The sequence below is a fragment of the Hungatella sp. L36 genome (assembly GCF_014288035.1).
Genome location: NZ_JACOPC010000022.1, coordinates 33,453 through 55,124 on the forward strand (window position 1 = coordinate 33,453; position 21,672 = coordinate 55,124).

General features: G+C 49.2%; 19 protein-coding genes. 7 read left to right on the top strand and 12 right to left on the bottom strand.

What is annotated here, in order from left to right; all coding sequences use genetic code 11:
- Nucleotides 1-2 precede the first annotated feature (2 nt).
- The 5 genes from H8S80_RS30665 to H8S80_RS30685 all read left to right on the top strand — a co-directional run bounded on the left by H8S80_RS30665 (nt 3) and on the right by H8S80_RS30685 (nt 3,631).
- Nucleotides 3-311, top strand: coding sequence for a PTS fructose transporter subunit IIB (locus H8S80_RS30665; RefSeq protein ID WP_025531055.1), 309 nt, complete (start codon nt 3-5; stop codon nt 309-311).
- 1 nt (nt 312) lies between these two features.
- Nucleotides 313-1,371, top strand: a complete 1,059-nt coding sequence (locus H8S80_RS30670) for a PTS fructose transporter subunit IIC (protein WP_025531054.1) — start codon at nt 313-315, stop codon at nt 1,369-1,371.
- 13 nt (nt 1,372-1,384) lie between these two features.
- Complete coding sequence (locus H8S80_RS30675) at nt 1,385-2,269, top strand: class II fructose-bisphosphate aldolase (RefSeq protein WP_118033266.1); 885 nt, start codon at nt 1,385-1,387, stop codon at nt 2,267-2,269.
- Nucleotides 2,270-2,648: 379 nt separating this feature from the next.
- On the top strand, nt 2,649-3,038 hold the full coding sequence (locus tag H8S80_RS30680) for a winged helix-turn-helix transcriptional regulator (RefSeq protein ID WP_118033267.1): 390 nt from the start codon (nt 2,649-2,651) through the stop codon (nt 3,036-3,038).
- A 59-nt stretch (nt 3,039-3,097) separates the two neighbouring features.
- Nucleotides 3,098-3,631: a cysteine hydrolase family protein gene (locus H8S80_RS30685; RefSeq protein ID WP_118033268.1), complete on the top strand. Its 534-nt coding sequence runs from the start codon at nt 3,098-3,100 to the stop codon at nt 3,629-3,631.
- 188 nt (nt 3,632-3,819) lie between these two features.
- Here the strand turns inward: H8S80_RS30685 and H8S80_RS30690 are convergent, their stop codons facing one another.
- The 12 genes from H8S80_RS30690 to H8S80_RS30745 all read right to left on the bottom strand — a co-directional run bounded on the left by H8S80_RS30690 (nt 3,820) and on the right by H8S80_RS30745 (nt 18,395).
- Nucleotides 3,820-4,584, bottom strand: a complete 765-nt coding sequence (locus H8S80_RS30690) for a GntR family transcriptional regulator (protein WP_025531050.1) — start codon at nt 4,582-4,584, stop codon at nt 3,820-3,822.
- A gap of 135 nt (nt 4,585-4,719) precedes the next feature.
- Nucleotides 4,720-5,535, bottom strand: coding sequence for a PfkB family carbohydrate kinase (locus H8S80_RS30695; protein WP_025531049.1), 816 nt, complete (start codon nt 5,533-5,535; stop codon nt 4,720-4,722).
- Between the two features lie 5 nt (nt 5,536-5,540).
- Nucleotides 5,541-6,389, bottom strand: a complete 849-nt coding sequence (locus H8S80_RS30700; RefSeq protein ID WP_118033269.1) for a carbohydrate ABC transporter permease — start codon at nt 6,387-6,389, stop codon at nt 5,541-5,543.
- Nucleotides 6,389-7,279, bottom strand: a complete 891-nt coding sequence (locus tag H8S80_RS30705) for a carbohydrate ABC transporter permease (protein WP_118033270.1) — start codon at nt 7,277-7,279, stop codon at nt 6,389-6,391. The genes H8S80_RS30700 and H8S80_RS30705 overlap by 1 nt, the downstream gene beginning before the upstream one ends.
- A 100-nt stretch (nt 7,280-7,379) precedes the next feature.
- Complete coding sequence (locus H8S80_RS30710; protein ID WP_118033271.1) at nt 7,380-8,750, bottom strand: ABC transporter substrate-binding protein; 1,371 nt, start codon at nt 8,748-8,750, stop codon at nt 7,380-7,382.
- 92 nt (nt 8,751-8,842) lie between these two features.
- Nucleotides 8,843-9,820 carry an SIS domain-containing protein gene (locus H8S80_RS30715; RefSeq protein ID WP_055660300.1) on the bottom strand — a complete coding sequence of 326 codons (978 nt, stop codon included), beginning with the start codon at nt 9,818-9,820 and terminating at the stop codon, nt 8,843-8,845.
- Between the two features lie 251 nt (nt 9,821-10,071).
- The gene (locus tag H8S80_RS30720) at nt 10,072-10,227 is read right to left on the bottom strand and encodes a helix-turn-helix domain-containing protein (RefSeq protein WP_118033272.1); all 156 of its coding nucleotides are present in this window, start codon (nt 10,225-10,227) and stop codon (nt 10,072-10,074) included.
- A 418-nt stretch (nt 10,228-10,645) separates the two neighbouring features.
- Nucleotides 10,646-11,989 carry a sulfatase family protein gene (locus H8S80_RS30725; protein ID WP_118033273.1) on the bottom strand — a complete coding sequence of 448 codons (1,344 nt, stop codon included), beginning with the start codon at nt 11,987-11,989 and terminating at the stop codon, nt 10,646-10,648.
- A 12-nt stretch (nt 11,990-12,001) separates the two neighbouring features.
- Entirely contained in the window at nt 12,002-15,214 is a 3,213-nt protein-coding gene (locus H8S80_RS30730) for a glycosyl hydrolase (RefSeq protein WP_118033274.1), read from the bottom strand.
- Nucleotides 15,215-15,244: 30 nt separating this feature from the next.
- Complete coding sequence (locus H8S80_RS30735) at nt 15,245-16,639, bottom strand: ABC transporter substrate-binding protein (protein ID WP_055660293.1); 1,395 nt, start codon at nt 16,637-16,639, stop codon at nt 15,245-15,247.
- 35 nt (nt 16,640-16,674) lie between these two features.
- Nucleotides 16,675-17,508 carry a carbohydrate ABC transporter permease gene (locus tag H8S80_RS30740; RefSeq protein ID WP_002602231.1) on the bottom strand — a complete coding sequence of 278 codons (834 nt, stop codon included), beginning with the start codon at nt 17,506-17,508 and terminating at the stop codon, nt 16,675-16,677.
- Between the two features lie 2 nt (nt 17,509-17,510).
- Complete coding sequence (locus H8S80_RS30745; RefSeq protein WP_242868002.1) at nt 17,511-18,395, bottom strand: carbohydrate ABC transporter permease; 885 nt, start codon at nt 18,393-18,395, stop codon at nt 17,511-17,513.
- Between the two features lie 205 nt (nt 18,396-18,600).
- Between H8S80_RS30745 and H8S80_RS34930 the strand changes: the two genes are divergently transcribed.
- Nucleotides 18,601-20,439 carry a sensor histidine kinase gene (locus H8S80_RS34930; protein ID WP_182464759.1) on the top strand — a complete coding sequence of 613 codons (1,839 nt, stop codon included), beginning with the start codon at nt 18,601-18,603 and terminating at the stop codon, nt 20,437-20,439.
- A 32-nt stretch (nt 20,440-20,471) separates the two neighbouring features.
- Nucleotides 20,472-21,650: a response regulator transcription factor gene (locus H8S80_RS30755; RefSeq protein WP_055660290.1), complete on the top strand. Its 1,179-nt coding sequence runs from the start codon at nt 20,472-20,474 to the stop codon at nt 21,648-21,650.
- Nucleotides 21,651-21,672: the final 22 nt, after the last annotated feature.

The window sequence follows — 21,672 nt, forward strand, 5'->3', positions numbered from 1 at the left end:
GTATGTACATTGTATGCGTAACAGCCTGCCCGGTGGGTATCGCCCACACTTATATGGCGGCAGCAAATCTGGAGAAGGCATTCAAACATGCCGGACACGAAGTAAAGGTAGAAACACAGGGCGCACAGGGACTTGAAAACGAGATCACAGAGGAAGATTTGACAAGAGCGGACGCCGCATTGATCGCCAGTGATATCCGAATTAAAAATGTTGAACGTTTCAAGGATATCCCGACTATGACCGTAGCGGTCCAGGAGGCTGTAAAAGATCCTGACGGCATCGTATCAGAACTGATGGAGGCGTTGGAATAATATGGCAGAGCTCAAGAGAAAAAATGCAAAGAAGAAAAGCACCGGAGCCTTTATTAAGGATTCCTTCATGACTGGCATCTCTTATATGATCCCGGTAATCGTTGGCGGCGGAGTACTGCAGGCTATCGCTAAAATGCTCGGCGGTTACAACATCGGCGCCGAGATGGCGAACATTGATACATTTGCCAAAGTAATCTATCTAATTGGTTCCAGCCTGTGGCAGTTTACCGTTCCGGCCGTGGCCGCGTTCACCGCCTATGCGATGGCTGACAAACCAGGAATAGCACCCGGCCTCGCTATGGGTGCACTGGCCAATACCATAAATACCGGTTTCGTCGGCGGCCTTCTCGGAGGTATCCTGGTTGGCTACGTAGTTCTTGCTTTTAAAAAGATACCAGTCCACAAAAACCTCCAGGGGATCATGCCCATTCTGGTAATTCCGGTCTGCACGACTCTGATCTGCGGTTTGATCATGTATTATATTCTCGGCCGCCCCATCAGTTGGTGCATGGGAGCCCTGCAAAACTGGCTGATCAGCTTAAACACTGGCTCTAAATTTATTATGGGAGCCGTCATCGGCGCGATGATGTGTTTCGACATGGGAGGCCCCATCGGAAAAGCCGCTGCCATGTTCACAAACGGTTTAAATGCTGATGGTTTCTTTATTCCTACATCTGCCAAGATGTGCTCCGGAATGACTGCTCCCATGGGTATTGCTATTGCCACTCTGCTGGGCGGAAAGAAGAAATTTGACGATATCGACCGGGAAAATGCGAAATCTGCATTCCTTCTGTCCTTCTGTTACATCGAAGAGGCCGTTATCCCATTCTTAGTCAATGATCCGGTACGCGTCATCGCCTCCTGCATGATAGGCGGCGCAGTAACTGGTGGCCTCTGTATGGTAACCGCACTGGAATCTCCTGCAGTACACGGCGGCGCCTTTGTCATCGCCATGACCTCCAACCCGCTGCTTTTTATTGGCCTGTGGCTGTTGGGAAGCTGTATTACCGGAGTGCTGTACGCAATCCTGAAACGGCCGCTTACTGACAAGACATCATAAACGAGGTACATCTATGTATACATCCATGAAGGACATGCTTCTGCATGCCAGAGATCATCAATATGCCGTTATGGCAGTCAACGTAGTAAATATGGAACAGGTTAAGGCCTGCATCGAAAGCGCCGTGGAGGAGCATTCTGCCGTGATTTTGAATATCTCACCGAGGCAGATGAAAGCGCATGCCTACCCACAGATCATGGCGCCCATGGTCAAGCATATGGCGGAGCAGGTTTGTGTCCCCATCGCATTAAATATTGACCACGGCGTAAATATGGAAGATATTACACAGGCGATTAGGTGCGGCTATTCCAGCGTAATGATAGATGCCTCCAGTTACGATTTTGAAGAGAATATCCGCCGCGTCAGCGCCGTCGCATCTCTCGCTCACGCAAAAGGTATCTCCGTGGAGGCGGAACTCGGCCACGTAGGCACCGCAGCCGACGGAGACGGCTTAAATACCGATTACTATACCGATGTTGCCCAGGCGAAAGAATTCGTCTGGCGGACCGGCTGCGACTGTCTCGCCGTAGCCATCGGAACCGCGCATGGCAGCTATCCCAAAAACAGAATTCCCAGGCTTGACTTTGACCGCCTGAAAGAATTAAAGAGCGCCCTTACTGTTCCGCTGGTTCTTCACGGAGGCAGCGGGGCCGGCGCCGAAAATATATCCAAAGCAGTAGCCTGCGGCATTAACAAGATTAATGTATGTACCGACCTCATGAATCACGCCAAGGAAAGCCTGCTTAGGACCCTGAAGGAAGACCCCGATATCCAGTACATGGAGTTAAATGAGGCACTGGAGGAATCCATGAAAGACTTTATCAAGAGCTACATGCGCCTCATCGGTTCCAGCGGCCAATACAGCTTTGATGCCCATACTGGCCCCGAACTGGACTAAAAAGGGGCTGTAAAATAAGTCCTTAATGAAGAATCGCCAGTTCCGGTAAATGCCGATTCTGGCGATTCTTCATTTTATTATACATTATTTGCCGTAATTATTGCTTTTCCTGGTAAAAAAGTGTGCACTTAATAAGGCTATGAGGATTACTCTTAGAATTACGTTTTTCTCCCCTCATAATTTTTCGATTTCCAATGGTAATTTCAACTGACGTGGTGTATAATTATCATTGGTTATATTAGTTAGTCGTATAATTAATTATACTAATAAATCGCTGAAGTCTCACGACCTCAGCGATTTTTCTTTAAGGCTGTTTTTACAGCCCCTTTTTGAAAGATAGACCTATTAATGTAAAATATCGCACACAGGAGATGATGAAATGAAACTTAGAGAAAGCTACACATGCCCCTTAGAGCTTGTTCATGATATAATAAAGGGAAAATGGAAAACAATCCTTATTTTTCAACTTAGAAATGGAAAATGTTCTTTTTCTGAACTCCATCACAGTATAGCCGGAATTACCCAAAAAATGCTGTTGGAGCAACTGCGTGAATTGAAACACTTTGGATTAATTGATAAAAAAACGTATGATGGATATCCTCTAAAAGTAGAATATTTTTTAACCGGGCAGGGGGAAAAGATGCTGTCCGCAATTAAAATAATGCAGGAAATTGGTATAGACTACATGGTCGGGCATGGTATGACAGAAATCCTTGATGAAAAAGGAATTTGTTATGAACCCCTGCCATACGTACGAAAAAGTAAGTAATTTACATAGAAGCTATTATCCGATATCATTTCATTAGAATCAGGAAAGGATATGAGACTATGAAAAAAGCATTACTTATTATTGATGTGCAAAATGATTATTTTCCTAATGGAAAATGCCCGTTGTATAAACCAGAGGCAGCGTTGAATACGATTAAAGATTTATTAGAAAATTTCAGGAAGCAGAATCTGCAGGTTATTTACATTCGTCATGAGTCTTTACAGGGAACATTTTTTAATCCAAATACAGATGGTGTACAAATTCATCATGATATTAAACCACTGGTTACAGAAACGGTTATTGTTAAGCATGAGCCAAATAGTTTTTATGAAACAAATTTGCAAAACAAACTGGTGGAGAATGAAATCACAGAACTGGTTGTTTGTGGAATGATGACACATATGTGTATTGACACAACGATAAGAGCTGCCAAAGATTATGGCTATAAAATTACACTGATATCAGATGGCTGTGCAACTAAAGATTTGAAATGGAATGGCGTTACTCTCCCGGCCAGCCTTATTCAGAGCACATATATGGCTTCATTAAATCAGAAGTTTGCCAACATCAAGTTGGGTTCAGAAATGTTCTAAAAATATAATCTGTTAAAAAATGTCCGTAAATACGGGATATTCCAGTATTTACGGACTTATGGTAACTCTCTCAAGAATACAATTCTACTTCTTTCCGCCACTCTCCGTCTCCATCGTCCGTCCCCATCCGGTAATCACCGCGAATAAGAACACTCCAAACAATGCAAACGCATAAATCGTACCTCCGGCTACACCCGCCAGCTGATCCCACTATGGGTCATCTGGTCATTCTCGCTGTTAGAAATTACATAGGAGGTATTCTCCCCCTTTAAAATACTGATGGAAATATGCTGGGCCACGCCCTCTTCGTTGTAGGTGATCTTGAAAATATCGAACAGCGGATCACCCAATCCGCATTTCAAATATTCAGAGAATTCCCTGGAGGCCTTTCTCACCTTGAGCACCTTGTAGTAGCGGTCCAGTTTTGCGTGATACTCCTGGCGCAGAAGCTGAAATACCGAGACGTTGCCTTCCATTTTCTCAAATATCCCCGGGAAGCGCTTAAGCGGAATGTAGCACATATCCAGCATCATGGGGATATCGTCCGCATACATGACACGCTTTAAATACACCACCTTGTCATCCACCGAGATCTGCAGGTCATTCGCATAGGATGGCTTCACGAAAATAATAGATTTCTCCAGTATCTCCGTCCGAACCGTTCTTCCCTGGCTCTCCATGGAATCATGAAATCCGGCCAGCTGGTCGATCCGGCTCTGCACTCCGGTACTCAGTACAAATGTCCCTTTTCCCTGCTTCCGGACCAGAATCTCTTCCTCGCATAACTCCTTCACCGCCCTGCGAACCGTAATCCTGCTCACCTGATACTTTTCTTCCAGCTCTGCCTCACTCGGCATCCGGTCTCCCGGCCTGTAGATCTGTGCGTGTATATCATCTTTAATTGCGTTCTTAAGCTGCTCATATAATGGAGTCAATGCATTCTGATTTAGCATATCTGCGTCTCCTGTCCTCTTCTTCATCCTTAATGCCCATTTACAATTATATCTCACAAAATCGGTCAAGGCAACCTTTTTAACCCGAAAACCCGCTTCCCTGAGAGCCCGGGGAAGCGGATTTAATCTGCATTTTTATTCCATTTTATGAGGGTAGCCGAAGCCTCCCCGAATCATGCATGTGGCGGCGGAACGGTCGGCGGCATAGTCAAGTGCCTCCTCCATTCCTTTCCCGTCTCCGTACGCAGTTAAAAATCCCGCGATAAAACTGTCTCCCGCCCCCATGGTATCGATGGCGTCCACTTTCTTAATCCCCTGGTGCCAGACCCGTTCTCCGTCATAGAAGACGGCGCCTTTATGGCCTCTCGTAACTCCCACGATTTTGGTCCCCAGTTCATGAACCTTCCTCATCAGGGCGATACATGCGTCCTCCTCCAGGTCGGAACCTGAGAAAAATGCGTACGTCAGATACGGACACGTCCGCTGCAAATACGCCTCATCCCGCTTATCCGAGAAATCGAAGGATACTTCACATATGTCCTTTAGCGTCGGAAGCTCATACTCCAGATTGGAGTAACAGCTGGAATGGCAGATATCATACTCTTTGATAATCTCCATGTCCTCCGGCACGATTTTCATGGCAAACAAGTGCTGGCAGCTGTCGCGCAGCCCCGCAGCGAAGACGCGGTCTCCGTCTTTTAGGTATACCCGCGGCTGTGCCGTGTGGGCGTACACCTTTCTCGACCGGTCGAAGGTCACGCCCTCTTTTGTCAGGCACTCCCTGATGTAATCCGCCCGCTCATCATCCCCAAATACACCGATATAATTAACGCGCTCTGCACCATTTCTCTTACAGTTTACCGCTACATTGACGGCATTGCCCCCCGGAAAATAGACGCCCTCATCCATATAGCAGTCTGTTACATTATCTCCAATTGCAATTAACTTCATTTCCTTTATCCTTTCACTGCACCGGCGGTCATGCCCCTTACAAAGCTCTTCTGCATCAGCAGGAAGAGAACGATAATCGGAAGACAGGAGATGACCATACCTGCTAATACGACGCCCCATTCCGTCATGAGTCCGTCACGGAACACCATCAGTCCTACCGGAATAGTGCGAAGCTTCGAGCTGTCCACAAAGATCGTGGCAAATACGAACTCATTCCACGCGTAATAAGCTGTCATGATGATGACCGTTGAGATGATCGGTTTGGACAGCGGTAAGTATATGTGTCCGTAAATCTGCATCAGCGTGGCCCCGTCGATGGTGGCCGCCTCCTCCAGTTCCTTGGATATCCCGACGAAAAACGACCGGATCAGCATGATCGATACCGGAAGCCGGAACGCGATGTAAGGCAGTATCATGGCGAACAGCGTATTCTTAAGCTTCAGGCTCTTCAGCAGCATGAACAGCGGAAGCAGGCAGACCTGCGGTGACAGCAGCAGGCCGCAGAGGCAGAAGAGAAATACGAAATTTCCCAGTCTGCCCTTCATCTGGCAGATTCCAAATGCGGAAAAGGTCGATGTAAAAACCACACCAGCCAGCGTACATATCGTTACAATCAGGCTGTTGAGGAAATACTGGGAGATCCCCCGGTTCCAGGCTGTCATATAATTTTCCACATGCCAGATATCGGGAAGCCCCCACACATCGCCGTAAATGCCGTTGTAGTCCTTAAAGGACGACATCAGAATCCAGAACAGCGGATACAAAATCAGGGCGGCCAGGAGGAATAAAATGGCCAGCCAAAGGATCTCTCCGGGTCCGTATACTCTTCTCTTTTTTACTTTCACCTTCTCCATCAGCGATCCTCCTTTTCCGTTCCGAAGCTTGCGAACTGTACGGAAGATAAAATTGCCGTTATGACAAAAATCAGCATGGCGATCGTGGATGCGTATCCCATATTGTTCTTAACGAAACCAGTCTGGTACATATGAAGCGACAGCACCATGGTCGCCGTTCCCGGCCCGCCTCCGGTTAAGATATACGGTTCGTTAAATACGGTAAATGCACCGACAACCGTTAAAATCATGGTAACAAAGAACATCTGGCGCACCTGCGGCACCGTTATATAGAAAAAGCGTTTCAGCTTTCCGGCACCGTCCACCTCTGCCGCCTCATATAAATCCCGGGGGATCTTCTGGATGGCCACAATGAACAGCATGGCAACATACCCGGTACTCTGCCACTGAGAAACCGCAATCACCGCATACATCGCTGTCTTCTTGCTTCCCAGCCATATCCTCGTTAAGCCGTCAAGTCCGACCAGCTCCAGAAAGCTGTTTAACAGGCCCATCTGTGGGTTGTATACAAAATCAAACAACAGACATACGACGGTCATGGATATCACGGTAGGGATAAAATAGATACTGCGCAGCGTCGGGGCAAACTTATGGAATGCGATGTCCTCCAGTACCGCTGCCAGCACGAGTCCGAATCCCACCTGAATGACAATAGAGATGACAGCATAAAGGATGTTGTTTTTCAGAGAGACCAAAATGGTCTTATCGGAAAGCAGATGCCTGTAGTTATCCAGCCCCACCCATTCCTTCGTTGTGGAAGACAGGGTAAAGGACTGAAAACTGTATATAAAATTTTTAATCAGCGGAAAATATACGAATATTCCCAGAATCAGAATAGCTGGTATGGCAAATGCCAATGCCTGTATATTTCTTTTTTTCTCTCTTTTCAAGCGGATAGTCCCCCCTCATATGCATTCGGCGGAATGTTATGATCCATCCCATTTATTGTAACGGTTCAGGACATCCGATGTCCTGAACCGTTACCTTTTATTAATGTAAGGCAGCCGCAGCCTCCTTTACCTGTTCCATAACACTTTCCGGAGTCTCGTCGCCTGTAGCAATCGCCTGTGCCCCCTGGCCGTATACGGTATAAACGGACGCGTCGCAGGCATTGTCAAACCACGGTACCAGCGTGGATGCGGACTTGATAATCTCCATCGCCTCCAGCTGTGCCGGGAGGGCATTGGTTTCATCCACTGCACCCGCTACGCTGGAGATCTCTCCGCTCTTTGTTGTCAGAGCTTCTCCGCCCTTCTTGCTGACCAGCCACTTTAAGAACTTCACACACTCTTCCGGATTCTTAGCCTTGTTGCTGATCATAAATCCCTCCGGTGCGCCGGTCAGTCCTTCCGGATCGCCTTTTCCATCTTCGAAAGCCGGGAAATTGAAGAAGCCGTATTCAAAGCCTTCCGGAATGACCTTTTCAAGCATGGTGATCTCTGCGAACTGTAAATACATAATCGGAGCCTCTCCGGTTGCAAAGTATGTATTTCTGGCCGTTTCATGATCGATGGCTACACAGGTATCTCCCATGTAGGAGGTGAGCTGTTTCCATTTTTCAAGCACCTCCACGTAGGCCGGATCTGTAAATTCACCAGTCGCCGCATCGTAATCCTTCGCGATCACAGCCGGATCTACCATTCTCTGATTCATGGTTCCCAGATAGTGAAGAATTGCCCAGTTATCGGATAATCCCTCAACCACCGGTGTCTCATAACCGGCTGCCTTCAGAGTATCCAGCGCCGCGATAAATTCATTCCATGTCTTCGGCACTTCCAGGTTGTTTTCTGCGAATATCTTCTTATTATAATAGAAAGCCTTGCCATCCTGCGACCACGGAACCCCATAGATCTTTCCGTCAAAGGTAAAGCCATCGACGCTGGCTCCTGCAATCTTGGAGGACCACTCGGTGTCACCGTCATAGATGTCGTTCAGCTCCATGACATTGCCGGAGTCAATCATTTCTTTTGCAAAGGTCCCCGACCAGGAAGAGAAGATATCCGGAACTTCGTCTGTCGCAACGACCATACGGATTTTCTCTTTGTACTGATCGTTTAAGATGCAGTCCATGTTGATCGTGACGTTTGGATTCTCGGCCATGTATTCCTGGATCAGTTCCTGGAACATGGAATTCTTCGGGTCGTTGGGCCAGCGGTGGAAGAAGTTAATCACTACCTTCTCTCCGGATCCATCTTCTGCCTTCGCTTCGCCGCCTGCCGCAGTGGTATCCGCCGCCTTACTCTCCGGCGCTGCGGTTGCCTTGGCATCCCCGCCATCCTTTGCCCCGCCGCATGCGGTCAGCGACAGTCCCATGGTAAGAGCCAGTGCAAGTGCCATGATTTTCTTAATACTTTTCTTCATATGATATCCTCCTCGTTCTTTTCTAAAAACGACGGAATTCCAGCCTTCCTGCTAAAACTCCGTCGCTCTCTCTTATTCTTTCAAGGTTCAGATTAATATTCCATTCTCCACATATAGCGGCGCACACTTAAGTCATGACCTCTCTCATATGCAAATGCATCTGCCAGAGAACGAAGTACCGCCCCGGCCAGAAGCGGAGCAAAGTACTCTCTCACTTCCTCGTCAATGCCTGTCATATCAAAGGTTTCCGCATCTACCAGCATAATCTTATCGGAATACTTCTGGCAGAAATTGTAAGCCCTCTCATCGAGCGGCCTCGTTGCGCCGATGCCCTCGATGATGATGAACGGAACATCAAAATCAGTCACTTCAAATGGTCCATGGAAATATTCGCCGGAATGGATCGCGTGGGAATGAATCCACTGCATCTCCATCAGCAGGCAGATTGCAAAGGAGTATGCCTCGCCGTAGCAGGCGCCGCTGCCCATGGTGTAGATCATCTGCTCTCTCTTGTACTTGCTGCCCCACTCCTTAACGGTGTCCGCATACTGAGCTTTCGCCTTCTCGATCGCGTCATTTAAATTCGCTACAGAAGCGATGCCCTTCTCATACTTCTCACATGGATTGACTGCATTTAAAATGCTGAACATCAGATAGTATAACACAGCCTTGTTCAAATCGCTTGCATCCGCCTCTTTTCCCCAGTCATAGTGAATCGGATATTCGGCTGCGTTCCATAATGGAGAATCCTCTAAGTGAGATAAGGCGATAGTCAGCGCACCTTTTTCTCTGGCAACCTCCGTTGCCTTTACGGTCTCAGGAGTATTGCCTGAATGGGAACAGGTGATGACTACGGAATCCGGTCCCAATGCCTTTGGAGCTCTGTGAACAAATTCGTTGGAAGAGTAGATGCTGGCCGGAATAGAAATCTCACGGTCAAAGGTGTACTGTGCCGGCATCATGAAAGCCTGGGAACCTCCACACGCTACAAAGTAAAAATGATTAATGACTTCCTTGGCTGCCACTGCTGCCACTGCTGTGTTAATCTGGTCGATGTGCTCTTGTCTCATAATGAATCCTCCACTCGATATTATTATATATTGTTATATAACGTTATATGATGTATTTATATGATATACGATTGTGGCACGGATGTCAAGATATATTTGTAAAATATGTTTAAATTTTATTCTTATTCGTTTTTTCTTATATGCATATTGCTTATCACAGAAGTAATTTATATAAAAAAAAGACATACAGACTATGGAAATCCTTTGATTTCAATCATAATCGGTATGTCTATTGACAGCTGCTTCAGACCTCATACTTTACCACGTTTCACAATTTGCAGATCATATCCAAGCGTATTCAGTAAACCGCAGAAAGTTTTCAATGTTGGACTATTTTCCCACTTTTCTATTCTTAATATAACCTGCTGCTTATTTCCTGTAGCTTTTGCTAAATCCATCTGCGTCATCTTCTGTTTCTTCCATATTCCCCAGCCCGTGAAAAGTAACCCTTATCTTTAATCACGCTCATATATAGTTAAATATACATTGAAATTAGTTATATACTCTGTTATAATTTTATTAGGCAGTTTATCTGCTGGGTGACTTCCATCTCCGAAAGGAGGTGGTTCTATATTATGTCTACTTACGAAGAATTTATGACTATCATAAATGCAGCAATGCTTATCATTGCTATTCTCGTTTACATAGATAGAAAAAATGGTACAAAAAAATAGTCGCCCACCCGTCCAAAAGCAGCGACTATTTTCTTTAAAATATAACGAATCTTTGGAAGCCACTCTGTGGAGTGAACTGCCTTTTTTGTACCTTTATTATAAACCATCTGAACCTGATGTGTCAAACATATTTTTTTCACCAGTTTATTTTCTATAACAGCTCTTCCCCGTCAAACACGGCCAGCTGTCCAATCTTCTCCTTCTCCTGCGGCAGAATCACAGCCTCTCCTTCTCCCGCCTCCTTCATAAGCTTGACCAATTTCTCCCCCAGCATGAGGCATACCCCCTGGTGGGCCCTGGAATGAATCAGATTATGGAGTTCATAAGGATCGTGTTCCAGGTCATAGAGATACATCTCGGTGTACACGCCGCTTCCCTGGTCTAAAACCGGATCCCGGTCAGTGGCCTGAACCGAATACTTCCACCGTTTCGTCCTTATGGCCCGGCCGACCTCCGCCTCGCTGATCTGGATGAGCGCCTCCTTCGGCCACGGAGCTTTCTTTCCGCTCAGCAGAGGCATGAGGGAATGGCCCTGCATATCCTCCGGAACCGGAATCCCGCATGCATCGAGAAGGGTCGGTGCAACATCGATCAGGCTGACAATCTCCGCAACATTACCGCCCCCTGTAAATCCCGGTCCGTAAAATGCCATTGGAATGCGGACAGAGCTTTCATGGCAGGAACGCTTATATTCCGCATTCCGCGTCTTGAAATGGCATCCGTGATCGCTGGTGAACAACAGGATGGTGTCCTCCGTCATATGAAGGCTTTCCAGTGCATCCCGGATTCGTCCGAAGGCCTCATCCAGCCGTTTCACCATACCGTAGTATCCGCCCAGGTGCTGCCATGACGTGCCGCCGAGCGCGCCTAAATCCGGCGGCATATAAAGCGGATTGATGGGAGCCCCGCTGTGAGGGGCTGAAAAATCGTCGAAACAATTTTGGAAATGAGGCTCCAAAAAGGACAGGAATAGGAAGAACGGCTTATCCTGGTCCTGGTGGCCATCGATGTAGCGGACCGCGGCATCCGTCAGGGCATCAATTCGGTGCCCCGGCAGCTTCACCGGCCGGTTCTCATTGTCATATACAAGGGTATCGTACGGTCTGGAGGTAGCCTCCAGGGCATTGGCGCCCAGCCACCAGTCATATCCGCCGCGCTCCTCCTTCTGGACCTCGTGCCGCCCCGACGCCAGATGCCATTTACCGATATAAGCGGTGTCATACCCGGCGTCATGAAAGTAATGGGCCATGGTCCTCTGATCTCTTCCCAGAGGAATCGCGTTCCGGTAATTTCCCGTACAGGTAGCGTATTTTCCAGTCTGCAGCACCGCCCTGGCCGGCCCGCACACCGGCTGGGGCGTAACCGCAGTCGATGCGTACGTCCCCGTAAATGCCACCCGGTCAAAGTTCGGCGTCAATCCGCAGGGATTACCGCCCGCCCCGGTAGTATCCGATCGCTGCTGGTCCGTAAAAAAAACAATCACATTTGGTTTCATAAGCTTCTCCTCTTAACATTTTACAAGACAGTGTTTCTCATAATCAAACCAGGTTCCGTCAAGCATGGGGGCGAGAGTATTGGTGAGACGGATTTCTATCTGATTTTCTCCCTGCCTTAACATCGCTCCGTCCCCGTGCCACGTATACGGGGAAAACGCCCGCACACCGGCGGAAACACCGTTTACTATGATTTCCAGGCATTCATGGCACTGATCCTTCTTATCCAGCTCTAAGTCAAACAATTGTGGAACCGTCTTTACATCAAGCACAGTCCGGAAGGTGAACGTCCCGCTGTAGTAGGGGAATCCCCTGATGTAATCCAGCGTAAACGCCGCAGTCTCCGGTTTCGCAGTGAGTCTTCTGCGGCCTGCTGCCTCCGTCTCACTCACACCGAAGTCTCCATATAAGTAGAGCGGATCCCGAATCCCGTCAGAATCCTTCGTGAGCATCACTTCCACCGCCAGTTCATTCCAGCCCTTTTTCAGAAATGGGGCTATGTCCGCCATCCTATTGTTCTGATCATTGATAAATACGCTCCGGAATGTCTCAGCACCGATTTCTTCCCCGTTTAGCGTCATACGCCACGTATCCTTTACCGCGCCCCGGTCCATCAGAAGCGAACACGTCTCCGGCACCGTTTCCACCTCAAAGCCGGTCTTATAGGTCACCGCCAGCGGATAGTGAATCGAAATCTTCTTTGGAATTCCAAAGGCTCCGGTAAACTGATAATCCTCCGGTTTCAGGCAGGACTGGTCGGCACACTGCTCAATAAAGGTCTTCACGGGCACCTCAAACCATTCCTCCCCGTCCCGGGATATTAAAAATTCTTCCAGTCGGAAAATATTGCCGCCTTCGATGGTGACAGGCATCGGATCGGAAGTGTCGATTACCAGTTTTTCCGGCGATTGCTCACTGCTGCGCAGTATACGCCTGCTGCCATAATCGCAGTGATTGACAGATTCGCAGCCTTTAACAGTCTCGCAGCCCTTGCCGCTCTCACCGTCGATGCCAACCGCTTCACCCTCCCTCCCCTTCTCACCGCACTTCCCAAACCGCAGCATCCGGCTCTCATACGCCCGCAGCGAAACCGCCTCCATCGGAGCCGGAGCCGCCGCCGTCTTCACCTCTCCGGTATCGAGACACAGCTCCCCGTCATACACGCATCCAGCCCGTCTGCACGTGACGGACACTTCCGTATCACGGCCGCCCTGATTTACCAGGAATACGTAATACGCCCCGCCGTCTTCCCTGACAGAGCTGATGATATCTTTTCGCTCCGAATCCCGGGTCTTAATTCCGAAAGATAAGTCGGCCGCCTCCCTGCACCATTCACACCAGGCGCCATCCCGGATCTCTTCGAAGTAACGCCTGTCCTCCCGCTGATTCAGCTCCAGGCCGGTCCAGTCAGCCCGTTCCTGCTTCCTGTCGATGACCGCCTCCGGCAGATTTCCCAGGAAAACGATCTTTCCGCCGCAGGCGGCAAACTCCCGGATCTTCTCGCAGGCCGCCGCCTCGATAAAATCGGTGGGCGGTATGACCAGCACACGGTAGGAGGCCCTGCCGATGAGAATCTCGCCGTCCCGGATTTCTGCGTGTTCCAGGATTTCCGTGTCGAGATGTTCATAATCAATCTGGTTAAACAGGAGTTCCTTGCAGACCGCAACCCAGTCCTTTCGCACCTGGTCGCATTTCTGCCGTTCCGCTTCATCCTCTCCCTGGTAGACGAAACCGATAAACGGTTCGCCAAGATACGCCCACAGCGTCGCCGCCGGGTCGAGCACCGCCACATGGATATCGGCTTCCGTGTTCGTCACCCACGTACCGAGCCGCCCCGCGTAATCTGCCAGGAGGCGGTAATGCTTCCAGTACGGATTCTGTAAAAACTGGGAAGGCGGCGCGTCATGCTTCGTAATGCTGTCGATGGTATAATAAAACGCGTGCACGTTGTAAAAGTTAATTCCGCTTGCTCCCAGCCGGTCAAACATCCACTTTGCATCCTGAAGCGTCATGGTCCAGCCCAGGCTGTGGAAGCTCTCGATCATGGAAAACTGCTTTCCCAGCTGGCGTGTCAGCGAGCTGACTGCTTTCGCGTTGGAACGGTATTTGCGGATATATTCATCATAGATCCATTCCAGCGGGCGTCCCAGCTTCTCATGGGCCGTGTCTCCGCCCACGATCGCGCTGTAGCGCTGCGTGCTCATGCGCATGGAGGGAACCTCTGTGGCGTACTCCAGATGGTGGCTCCCGCACCAGTCCGACACCTGCTTATGGTAGCTCTCCACAAACAGCTTATGGATGGCGTCATAGAGATCATACCGTATGGCATAAGCATTTTCATACGCGGCATTGTGGAGCGCAGGCAAATGTTCCAGAAGATCGTACCCCTTCACCTGCTTAAAGTATTCCGGCAGCCGTTTGGACCACGGGATCGGGCTTAGAAGCCCCACCTCATCGGAAAACATGCCGTAAATCCGGCTTCCAAACTTCTCCCCCATATACTTTTCATACTTCTCATGGGTCGTCTTTAAAAATGTCTGTACCGCTTCCTTCGAACACGGATCGAAAAAGCCTCCGTAATACTTAAACTCGCCGAGGGCCGCCTGGGTATACACTTCCACCCGCCAGCTTCCCGCCGGCAGCGTTCCCTTCAGAATCCGTTCCGGCCGGTAGGTGAAAAAACGCTTATTGTTGTATTTCGTCAGACCGGTTGTCTGGTATATCTCTTCCGTCTGAAGATTGCCTGCCAACGCTTCCAGATCCACCGGATGGGCAAAATCCACGCTCCCATCTCCTGCCTGCCCCCCTGCCGGAAATGCCTTCGCATAAAGCAGTCCGCACCAGCCCAGATTCATCTCGAACGTACCGCCCTCCGGCAGATTCAGAGACCGGTGGTTTAAAACCATATGCTCCGCCTCGGGATGCTCAAGCAGCACCTCGCCGCCGCTCATACCGCTCGGATAGGGATACTCATCGTAAAGCCACGTCTCAAGGCCGCACCGAACCGCCTCTTCGGCCGCAAAGCTCACCTTTTTAAACCATTCCTCCGACAGATAGGGGACCTTCTGTCCCTGTCTTGCACAGATAAAGGCCCCGCCAAGGCCTTTATCCGACATTTCCTCTATCTGATGTTTTATTTCGTCCTCCGCCATATCGCCGTTCCAGAACCAGAACGGCTTGATACGGCATCGGGCGGGAGGATTTTTAAATTCGTCCAACCAATCCATTTTCTCTCCTCCGCCTCATGGGCTTTACGTCTATTTAGTCTGTAAATACTGGTCGTACTCGGACTTCAGTCTCGTCATCTCAGACGCCCAGCTGTCTAAGTATTCCTGTGCGGTCATGTTGCCGAGAAGCACATTCTGGAATCCTTCCACCAGGGTGTTCTGATGCAGATCATAGTAGCCAATTACATTGATCGGAAGCGTAGTCACCGTCGTGCTGGAATCGAGAAGCGCATCTGCGGCCTCCTTAATCGGGCCTGCCTTCTGCACCCACTCGTCCTCCAGGGCTTCCTTGTTGCAGGGAATCTGGCCGATCTGCTCACTGATGTAGCTGCACGCCTCATGCTGTGCCAGGAAGCTGACGAATTTGAAGGCCTCTGCCGGATGCTTGGAATCCTTGAATACGGATAAGCACATTGCGCCGTTGGATACGATGGTTCTCGTTCCATTAGCAGCATTTAACCGTACCAGTCCGGCAAATCCGTCCTCGCCCAGGGTCTGTACGTGCTGGCCATAAGAGCCAAGGTTATGGAAGATCATTCCCGCGGAACCGGAATCGAACGCCGCATTCATCTCAGCCACCGCATTGGTGATATCGCTTTCCGGTGTGTATACATTGTAAATACTTGCGAATTTCTCAAGCAGCTCCACGTGAGCCGGATCATTGGCCGTGGAATTGCCGTTTTCATCAAACATATCCAGCTGGCCGGAATACTGATACATCATCTGCTCAAACTGCTGGGAGCTTCCGGCGCCGCCGCGGATCGAGAATCCATAGACGCCGTTTGCCTTATCGGTCATCTTCTCTACACAGTCAAACACACCGTCCCAGTCCTCCGGAATCTCACATCCCGATTTGTTCATCAATTCCGTATTATACCATACAACCGGCACAGTTACCATGTGCGCAAGACCATACATCTTGCCGTCTGGAGCCATGCTGCGGATACTTTCGTCGAACTCGGAGAGAGTCTTGTCCTTCTGATCCCATCCCGCAATATAGTCATCCAGCGGAACCAGGGCATCCTGAATCAGGAAATCGCTCATCCAGTACTGGCTGACACCGCCGCAGTCCGGGGCGGTGTGGGACTGGATTGCCACATCGTATTTGGATTTCGCCTGATCGGCGGGAACTGGAACCAGTTTTACCGTGATGTTCGGATTCTCCGCCTCAAAATCTGCGATCAGCTTGTTGAAAATCTCCGTCCTCTTCGTATCCGCGTTCTGATCCCAGTAAGTGATCTCCACCTTCTCTCCCGCTGCTGCTGCCTCGGTGCCGCCGGCCGTCGTCTGAGCCGCTTCCGCTCCCGTCGTGTCCGCAGCTCCCCCGGCTGTGGTGGTACTGGTGCTGTTTCCGCCGCTGCATCCGCTGAGAAGTGCCGCTGTCATAACCCCTGCCATTGTTAATGCTGTAATTCTCTTCCTCATAACTTTACTTCCTCCTGTTTTTTATTATATAATTATTAACCCTTAACACCGCCGGCGCTTAAACCGGTTACAAGATATTTCTGAAGATAGGCGAACAGACATACCGGAATCGACATGGCGATAATCGCGCCGGATGCCATGGCGCCGTACTGAACGCTGAACTCGCCCTGCATCATCTTTAAGCCGATGGGCACCGTATATTTTGCCGGATCGTTTAAGAACATCAGGCTGAACAGAAACTCATTCCAGCAGGCGATAAATGCGAACGCCGCCACCGTAATGATTCCGGGTACCAGCATGGGAAGCACGATTTTCACCACTCCCTTAAACCGGCTGCACCCGTCCACCATAGCCGCTTCCTCCAGTTCAAAGGGGATTCCCTCTATGAAGCCCTTCATCAGAATCGCATTGAACGGAATATGGAAGGTGATATTTACCAGCACGATGGCCGTCTTCGTTCCCACGAGTCCGACTCCCTGGAAAATGTTGAACAGCGGAACGAGAAGCACCGCCGCCGGTATAAACTGGCTGGCCAGCAGAAAGCCCATAAACAGCTTTTTTCCCTTGAATTTATATCTCGTCAGCGCATATCCCACCATAATGGACAGGACCACGATGATTGACACCGACACGATGCTGATCTGAAGGCTGTTTGCAAAATACTGGCTGAATCCGGCGTGAACCCATACGTTCGCAAAGTTGTTCAGGGACGGCGACCGCGGGATATACTGGATCGGCGTGCTGACAATGTCGGCCTCACTCTTTAACGATGTGATAAAGGACCAGTAAATCGGAAACACCACATACACGTTGATCAGAAGCAGCGGAAGCCACCGCAGGAATATAATATCTCTTTTCTTCTCCTTCATGGTTATGCCTCCTCCTTTCCAAATCCGGACAGTTTCATATAAATCACCGCGATAACGGCCAAAATCGCAAAGCTGACAACGGAGAGCGCCGAACCGTATCCATAGTTGCTCGTCTTGATAGCCTGATTGGCAATCAGCATGCTGAGCGTGGTCGTCTTACCCACCGGACCGCCGCCGGTCAGGCTGTAGATTAAGTCCACACTGTTAAATTCCCATATGGTGCGGAGCAGAGTCGTCAGCACAATGGTATTCTTAAGCATCGGAAGCGTGATAAAGCGGAACGTCTGAAACTTCGTACTGCCGTCCACTCTTGCCGCCTCGTATATATCATCCGGAAGCCCCTGCATCGCCGCCAGAAGGCTGATGGCAAAGAAAGGAATGCCTCTCCATAATTCCGCCACAATGACGGAACCGAGTACGAATTTCGTGTTCGCCAGCCAGGCGATGGGTTCTTTGATAATCCCCAGTTTCGCCAGAAGATCATTGAGTACTCCGAAATGCTGGTTGAACATGATACTCCATAAAACAGCGGTCAGTACTCCGGATAAAGCCCATGGAATAAATGTAAGGGCACGGAAGAATCCCCTCCCTTTAAACTTCTGATTTAAGATCAGTGCCACAATCATGCCGAAGATCAGCTGAAGTACCACCTCACATGCTACGAACTTTGCGGAAACGCCCAGTGCATTGTAGAACTCCTTCTTCGTAAAGATCGTAATAAAATTATCGAGTCCCGCAAACCCGTTGGTAAACGGTTTCGTCGGATTATAATGCTGGAAGCTTAAGTAGAAAACCTTTCCCAATGGATAAATCATGATGAGCCCCATCAAAAGGCATGCCGGTAATATGAGAATATATGGAGCAAAATTAAACTTTTCCTTTTTCACAATCTCTTCCCCTTTCTTTTTGTTCATGTAAGCGCTTAACTTCATGTCTCTATTTAACCACATCAGCCTTCACGGGTAAATAAAGTATCTTTCGTGAAAATTATAATATCTTTAGGTTTTGTTGACAAACTTATCAAAACTATATATGGTAAAGGAAACACATACAGAAACCGTATTTCTATCGAATGATAAGGGGGAATCACTCGTGAAGAAACATTTTTTTTCACTGTCAATCAGAAGTCTTATGCTGCTGTTCTGCCTGCCGTTTGTCCTGCTGGTACTCCTCTCGTGCAGCTATTTCTACCGCGCCGGCAAAGAAGAGATCACAGACTTGATTCAGGCGAACGCGGTCGCCATCATCGGTCAGACGAGCGACACATTGGAACAGAAGATTGCCGCGGTAAGCAATCTTCCCACCACGATTACGGCTTCATCCTATTATTATAAGCTGCGGAAAAACATTCTGGCGGACCGGGAACCTATCTCGGCGGAAAATTACCGTGGCTTCTCCAACGCAGTCCATGATTTTCTCGTCATGAATTCCTCCTACTTTAATTCCGTATTTTTATTTCTTGACGACTATACCGTCAGTATGTTCCGTTCCAATACCGGAGAGCAGCTGCGGCGATCCAATTTCTGTTACGAGGATTTCTCAGAAGTTTACCCGCCATACTCCCTGCACTGGATTACCAGTGCTTCAGAGCCCTATCCCTACTCCACGTTCAGCGGACGCCTGCCTGCCGCCTCGCTTATGGAGGTCCTGGGTTCTCCTGATTCCGCCGTACACGGAGTTATGGTGTTCGGCATCGACGACAGGCTGTTCACCACCTCACTGATCAACTGCAAAATCACTGCCTCCTCATGCGTAACCCTCGTAAAAGATGGAAAGCTGCAGTTTTCCTCCTCCGAGCTCTTCGGAACCGACACATTGGAGAAGCTGTCGGAAGAGGATTTACACGCTATCTCAGCCCTGACCGGCGATGCGGTGCCAGAGACGACCATCACGCGGCAGCTGGGTGAAAACTACGTCATCTACCGCCCGCTGGCCTATGAAAATATGGGCGTACTGGCCGTTATCCCCATGGAAGAAATGTACATGAATTACCACCGCTTCTCCGATGTCGCGATAAAATTCAGCCTTCTCCTGCTCACCGTCTGCCTCGCCCTCTATTTTACCGTTACCAACCTGCTGACCCGTCCCATCAGTTCTCTCATGGAGCAGCTGAACTACGTCTCAGAAAACCACTTAGATACAGCGATAACCGTATGGGGAGGCAAGGAAATCAACCAGATCTGCAAGGGAATCAACCACATGATCGGCCGGATCAAGCTGCTGATGAAAAATCTGGAGTTTGAAATGCTCGCCAAACAGGATGCGGAGCTACAGGCCCTTTACTTTCAGATCAATCCTCATTTTCTCTACAATGCGCTGGACTGCGTTCACCAGCTGTGCGATTTGGGTGAGGTGGAAAAAGCCGGACAGATGGTGGATCAGCTGGCTGCATTTTACCGTATCGGCGTCAGCAAGGGCATGGTGGCGATTTCTCTGAGAGATGAACTGACTCATGTGGAGATGTATCTGGCTATTTTAAAGACGCGCTTCGAAGATTTCCAGTATGAGATCTCTGTCCCCGCCGAATACTGGGACTGTTCCATCATCAAGCTGGTGCTGCAGCCCATCGTGGAAAATGCGGTTTATCATGGACTGCGGCCCTGCCGGACCGATGGAACCATAAGGATCTCCGCAGAAAAAGAGGGCAGCTGTCTTCTGATCCGCATAAGCGATGACGGAGGCGGCATCCCCGACCGGCTTCTCGAAGATATCCGGGCTTCCTTATACTGTTCCATGTCAGAAAAGCCCGCTCATATCTACGGAATTAAAAATGTACACGACCGTCTTCAGCTTACCTATGGCTTTGGCTATGGTCTCACCATCGACAGCGTTCTGGAAGAAGGCACGACGGTGACACTGAGAATTCCCTATCAGGCCCTAAGCCAGAAACAGGGCACCCAAAACACGGAAGCGCCCCGTCTGAATCGATGATCATGGAAAAAAAACCGGAAGGATTGATAAAAATGTTGAAAATACTGTTTGTAGACGACGACGCAGTCGCAAGAAGAAATATGGCTCAAAGAATTGACTGGAATGATTTGGGATGGGACCTGGTCTATACCGCGCGTGACGGTGTGGATGCCCTGGAATATATGAAGGAGAACCGTCCGGACATCATCATATCCGATATTAAGATGCCCATCATGGATGGAATTGAGATGGCGAAAATCGCCAGAGACTACTATCCGGATCTGTTTTTCATCTTTCTTTCCGGATATAAGGAATTTGAATATGCCAAGCAGGCTCTGGCCCTGGATGCCATCGATTATCTAAACAAGCCCATCGATAACAGCCAGCTGCTTGATGTTCTCCGGAGGGCCGAGAAAAAATGTATCCGTGCCAGGGAGGTCAACCAAATATTAAATGAAAAATACCCCCTGATCCGGCGCCAGTACATTTCCAAACTGATGTATGAAAATTTCCGTGAGGCAGACGATGCCATCTTCCGCGCATTTGACATCAACATCACCGGCGGTCTCGGAATGGTCTTATTCATGGATTTCGGAAAAGATGCTCCGCCAGACACGGCAGCGTGCCAGGAATACTTGCAGACACTTTGCAATACGCTGACGCGCCAGTACTACGGAAGCCTTTTCATCTGCATGGACAATCTTCAGCTGTTTATTATCTATACCATGCCGGACTGCAAGGAGAAGAACCGCTTCTTAACCAGTATGGAGGAACTGAAGAAGTATATCAACAGCTGTCTAAAGCGGGATCTGCTCCTGGAAGGCATCTTTTACCAGGGGAGCGTCATGCAGGAATTAAACGATTTGTACGCCTCCTGCCAGGCAGCTATGCAGTCTAAAAACAGCGAGACCTACACGCTTCTGTCCAAAATCAGGTGTTATATCGAAAAGAACTACCAGAATCCTGATTTGAGCCTGGTCATGATCGCCCGTCATTTTAATGTCAACCACTGCTACTTAACGAGTCTCTACAAGGACCAGTTCGGTATCAATCTATACGACTATCTGATTTCTGTGCGTATGGAAAAAGCCGGCGAGCTGCTCCGGACTACCGATATGAAAAGCTACGAGGTGGCCGAGGCCACCGGCTACCGCAACAGCCAGTATTTCAGCGCCAGCTTTAAGAAGTACTACGGATGTACCGTAAAGGAGTATAAGCATATGCCTGGATAAAAAGATGGAAGGCCCTGATCAC

What these genes read in the sequence shown, in the direction of transcription:
- H8S80_RS30665 (WP_025531055.1), top strand. Translation starts at nt 3, where the DNA reads ATGTACATTGTATGCGTAACAGCCTGCCCGGTGGGTATCGCCCACACT.
- H8S80_RS30670 (WP_025531054.1), top strand. Translation starts at nt 313, where the DNA reads ATGGCAGAGCTCAAGAGAAAAAATGCAAAGAAGAAAAGCACCGGAGCC.
- H8S80_RS30675 (WP_118033266.1), top strand. Translation starts at nt 1,385, where the DNA reads ATGTATACATCCATGAAGGACATGCTTCTGCATGCCAGAGATCATCAA.
- H8S80_RS30680 (WP_118033267.1), top strand. Translation starts at nt 2,649, where the DNA reads ATGAAACTTAGAGAAAGCTACACATGCCCCTTAGAGCTTGTTCATGAT.
- H8S80_RS30685 (WP_118033268.1), top strand. Translation starts at nt 3,098, where the DNA reads ATGAAAAAAGCATTACTTATTATTGATGTGCAAAATGATTATTTTCCT.
- H8S80_RS30690 (WP_025531050.1), bottom strand. Translation starts at nt 4,584, where the DNA reads ATGCTAAATCAGAATGCATTGACTCCATTATATGAGCAGCTTAAGAAC.
- H8S80_RS30695 (WP_025531049.1), bottom strand. Translation starts at nt 5,535, where the DNA reads ATGAAGTTAATTGCAATTGGAGATAATGTAACAGACTGCTATATGGAT.
- H8S80_RS30700 (WP_118033269.1), bottom strand. Translation starts at nt 6,389, where the DNA reads ATGGAGAAGGTGAAAGTAAAAAAGAGAAGAGTATACGGACCCGGAGAG.
- H8S80_RS30710 (WP_118033271.1), bottom strand. Translation starts at nt 8,750, where the DNA reads ATGAAGAAAAGTATTAAGAAAATCATGGCACTTGCACTGGCTCTTACC.
- H8S80_RS30715 (WP_055660300.1), bottom strand. Translation starts at nt 9,820, where the DNA reads ATGAGACAAGAGCACATCGACCAGATTAACACAGCAGTGGCAGCAGTG.
- H8S80_RS30720 (WP_118033272.1), bottom strand. Translation starts at nt 10,227, where the DNA reads ATGACGCAGATGGATTTAGCAAAAGCTACAGGAAATAAGCAGCAGGTT.
- H8S80_RS30725 (WP_118033273.1), bottom strand. Translation starts at nt 11,989, where the DNA reads ATGAAACCAAATGTGATTGTTTTTTTTACGGACCAGCAGCGATCGGAT.
- H8S80_RS30730 (WP_118033274.1), bottom strand. Translation starts at nt 15,214, where the DNA reads ATGGATTGGTTGGACGAATTTAAAAATCCTCCCGCCCGATGCCGTATC.
- H8S80_RS30735 (WP_055660293.1), bottom strand. Translation starts at nt 16,639, where the DNA reads ATGAGGAAGAGAATTACAGCATTAACAATGGCAGGGGTTATGACAGCG.
- H8S80_RS30740 (WP_002602231.1), bottom strand. Translation starts at nt 17,508, where the DNA reads ATGAAGGAGAAGAAAAGAGATATTATATTCCTGCGGTGGCTTCCGCTG.
- H8S80_RS30755 (WP_055660290.1), top strand. Translation starts at nt 20,472, where the DNA reads ATGTTGAAAATACTGTTTGTAGACGACGACGCAGTCGCAAGAAGAAAT.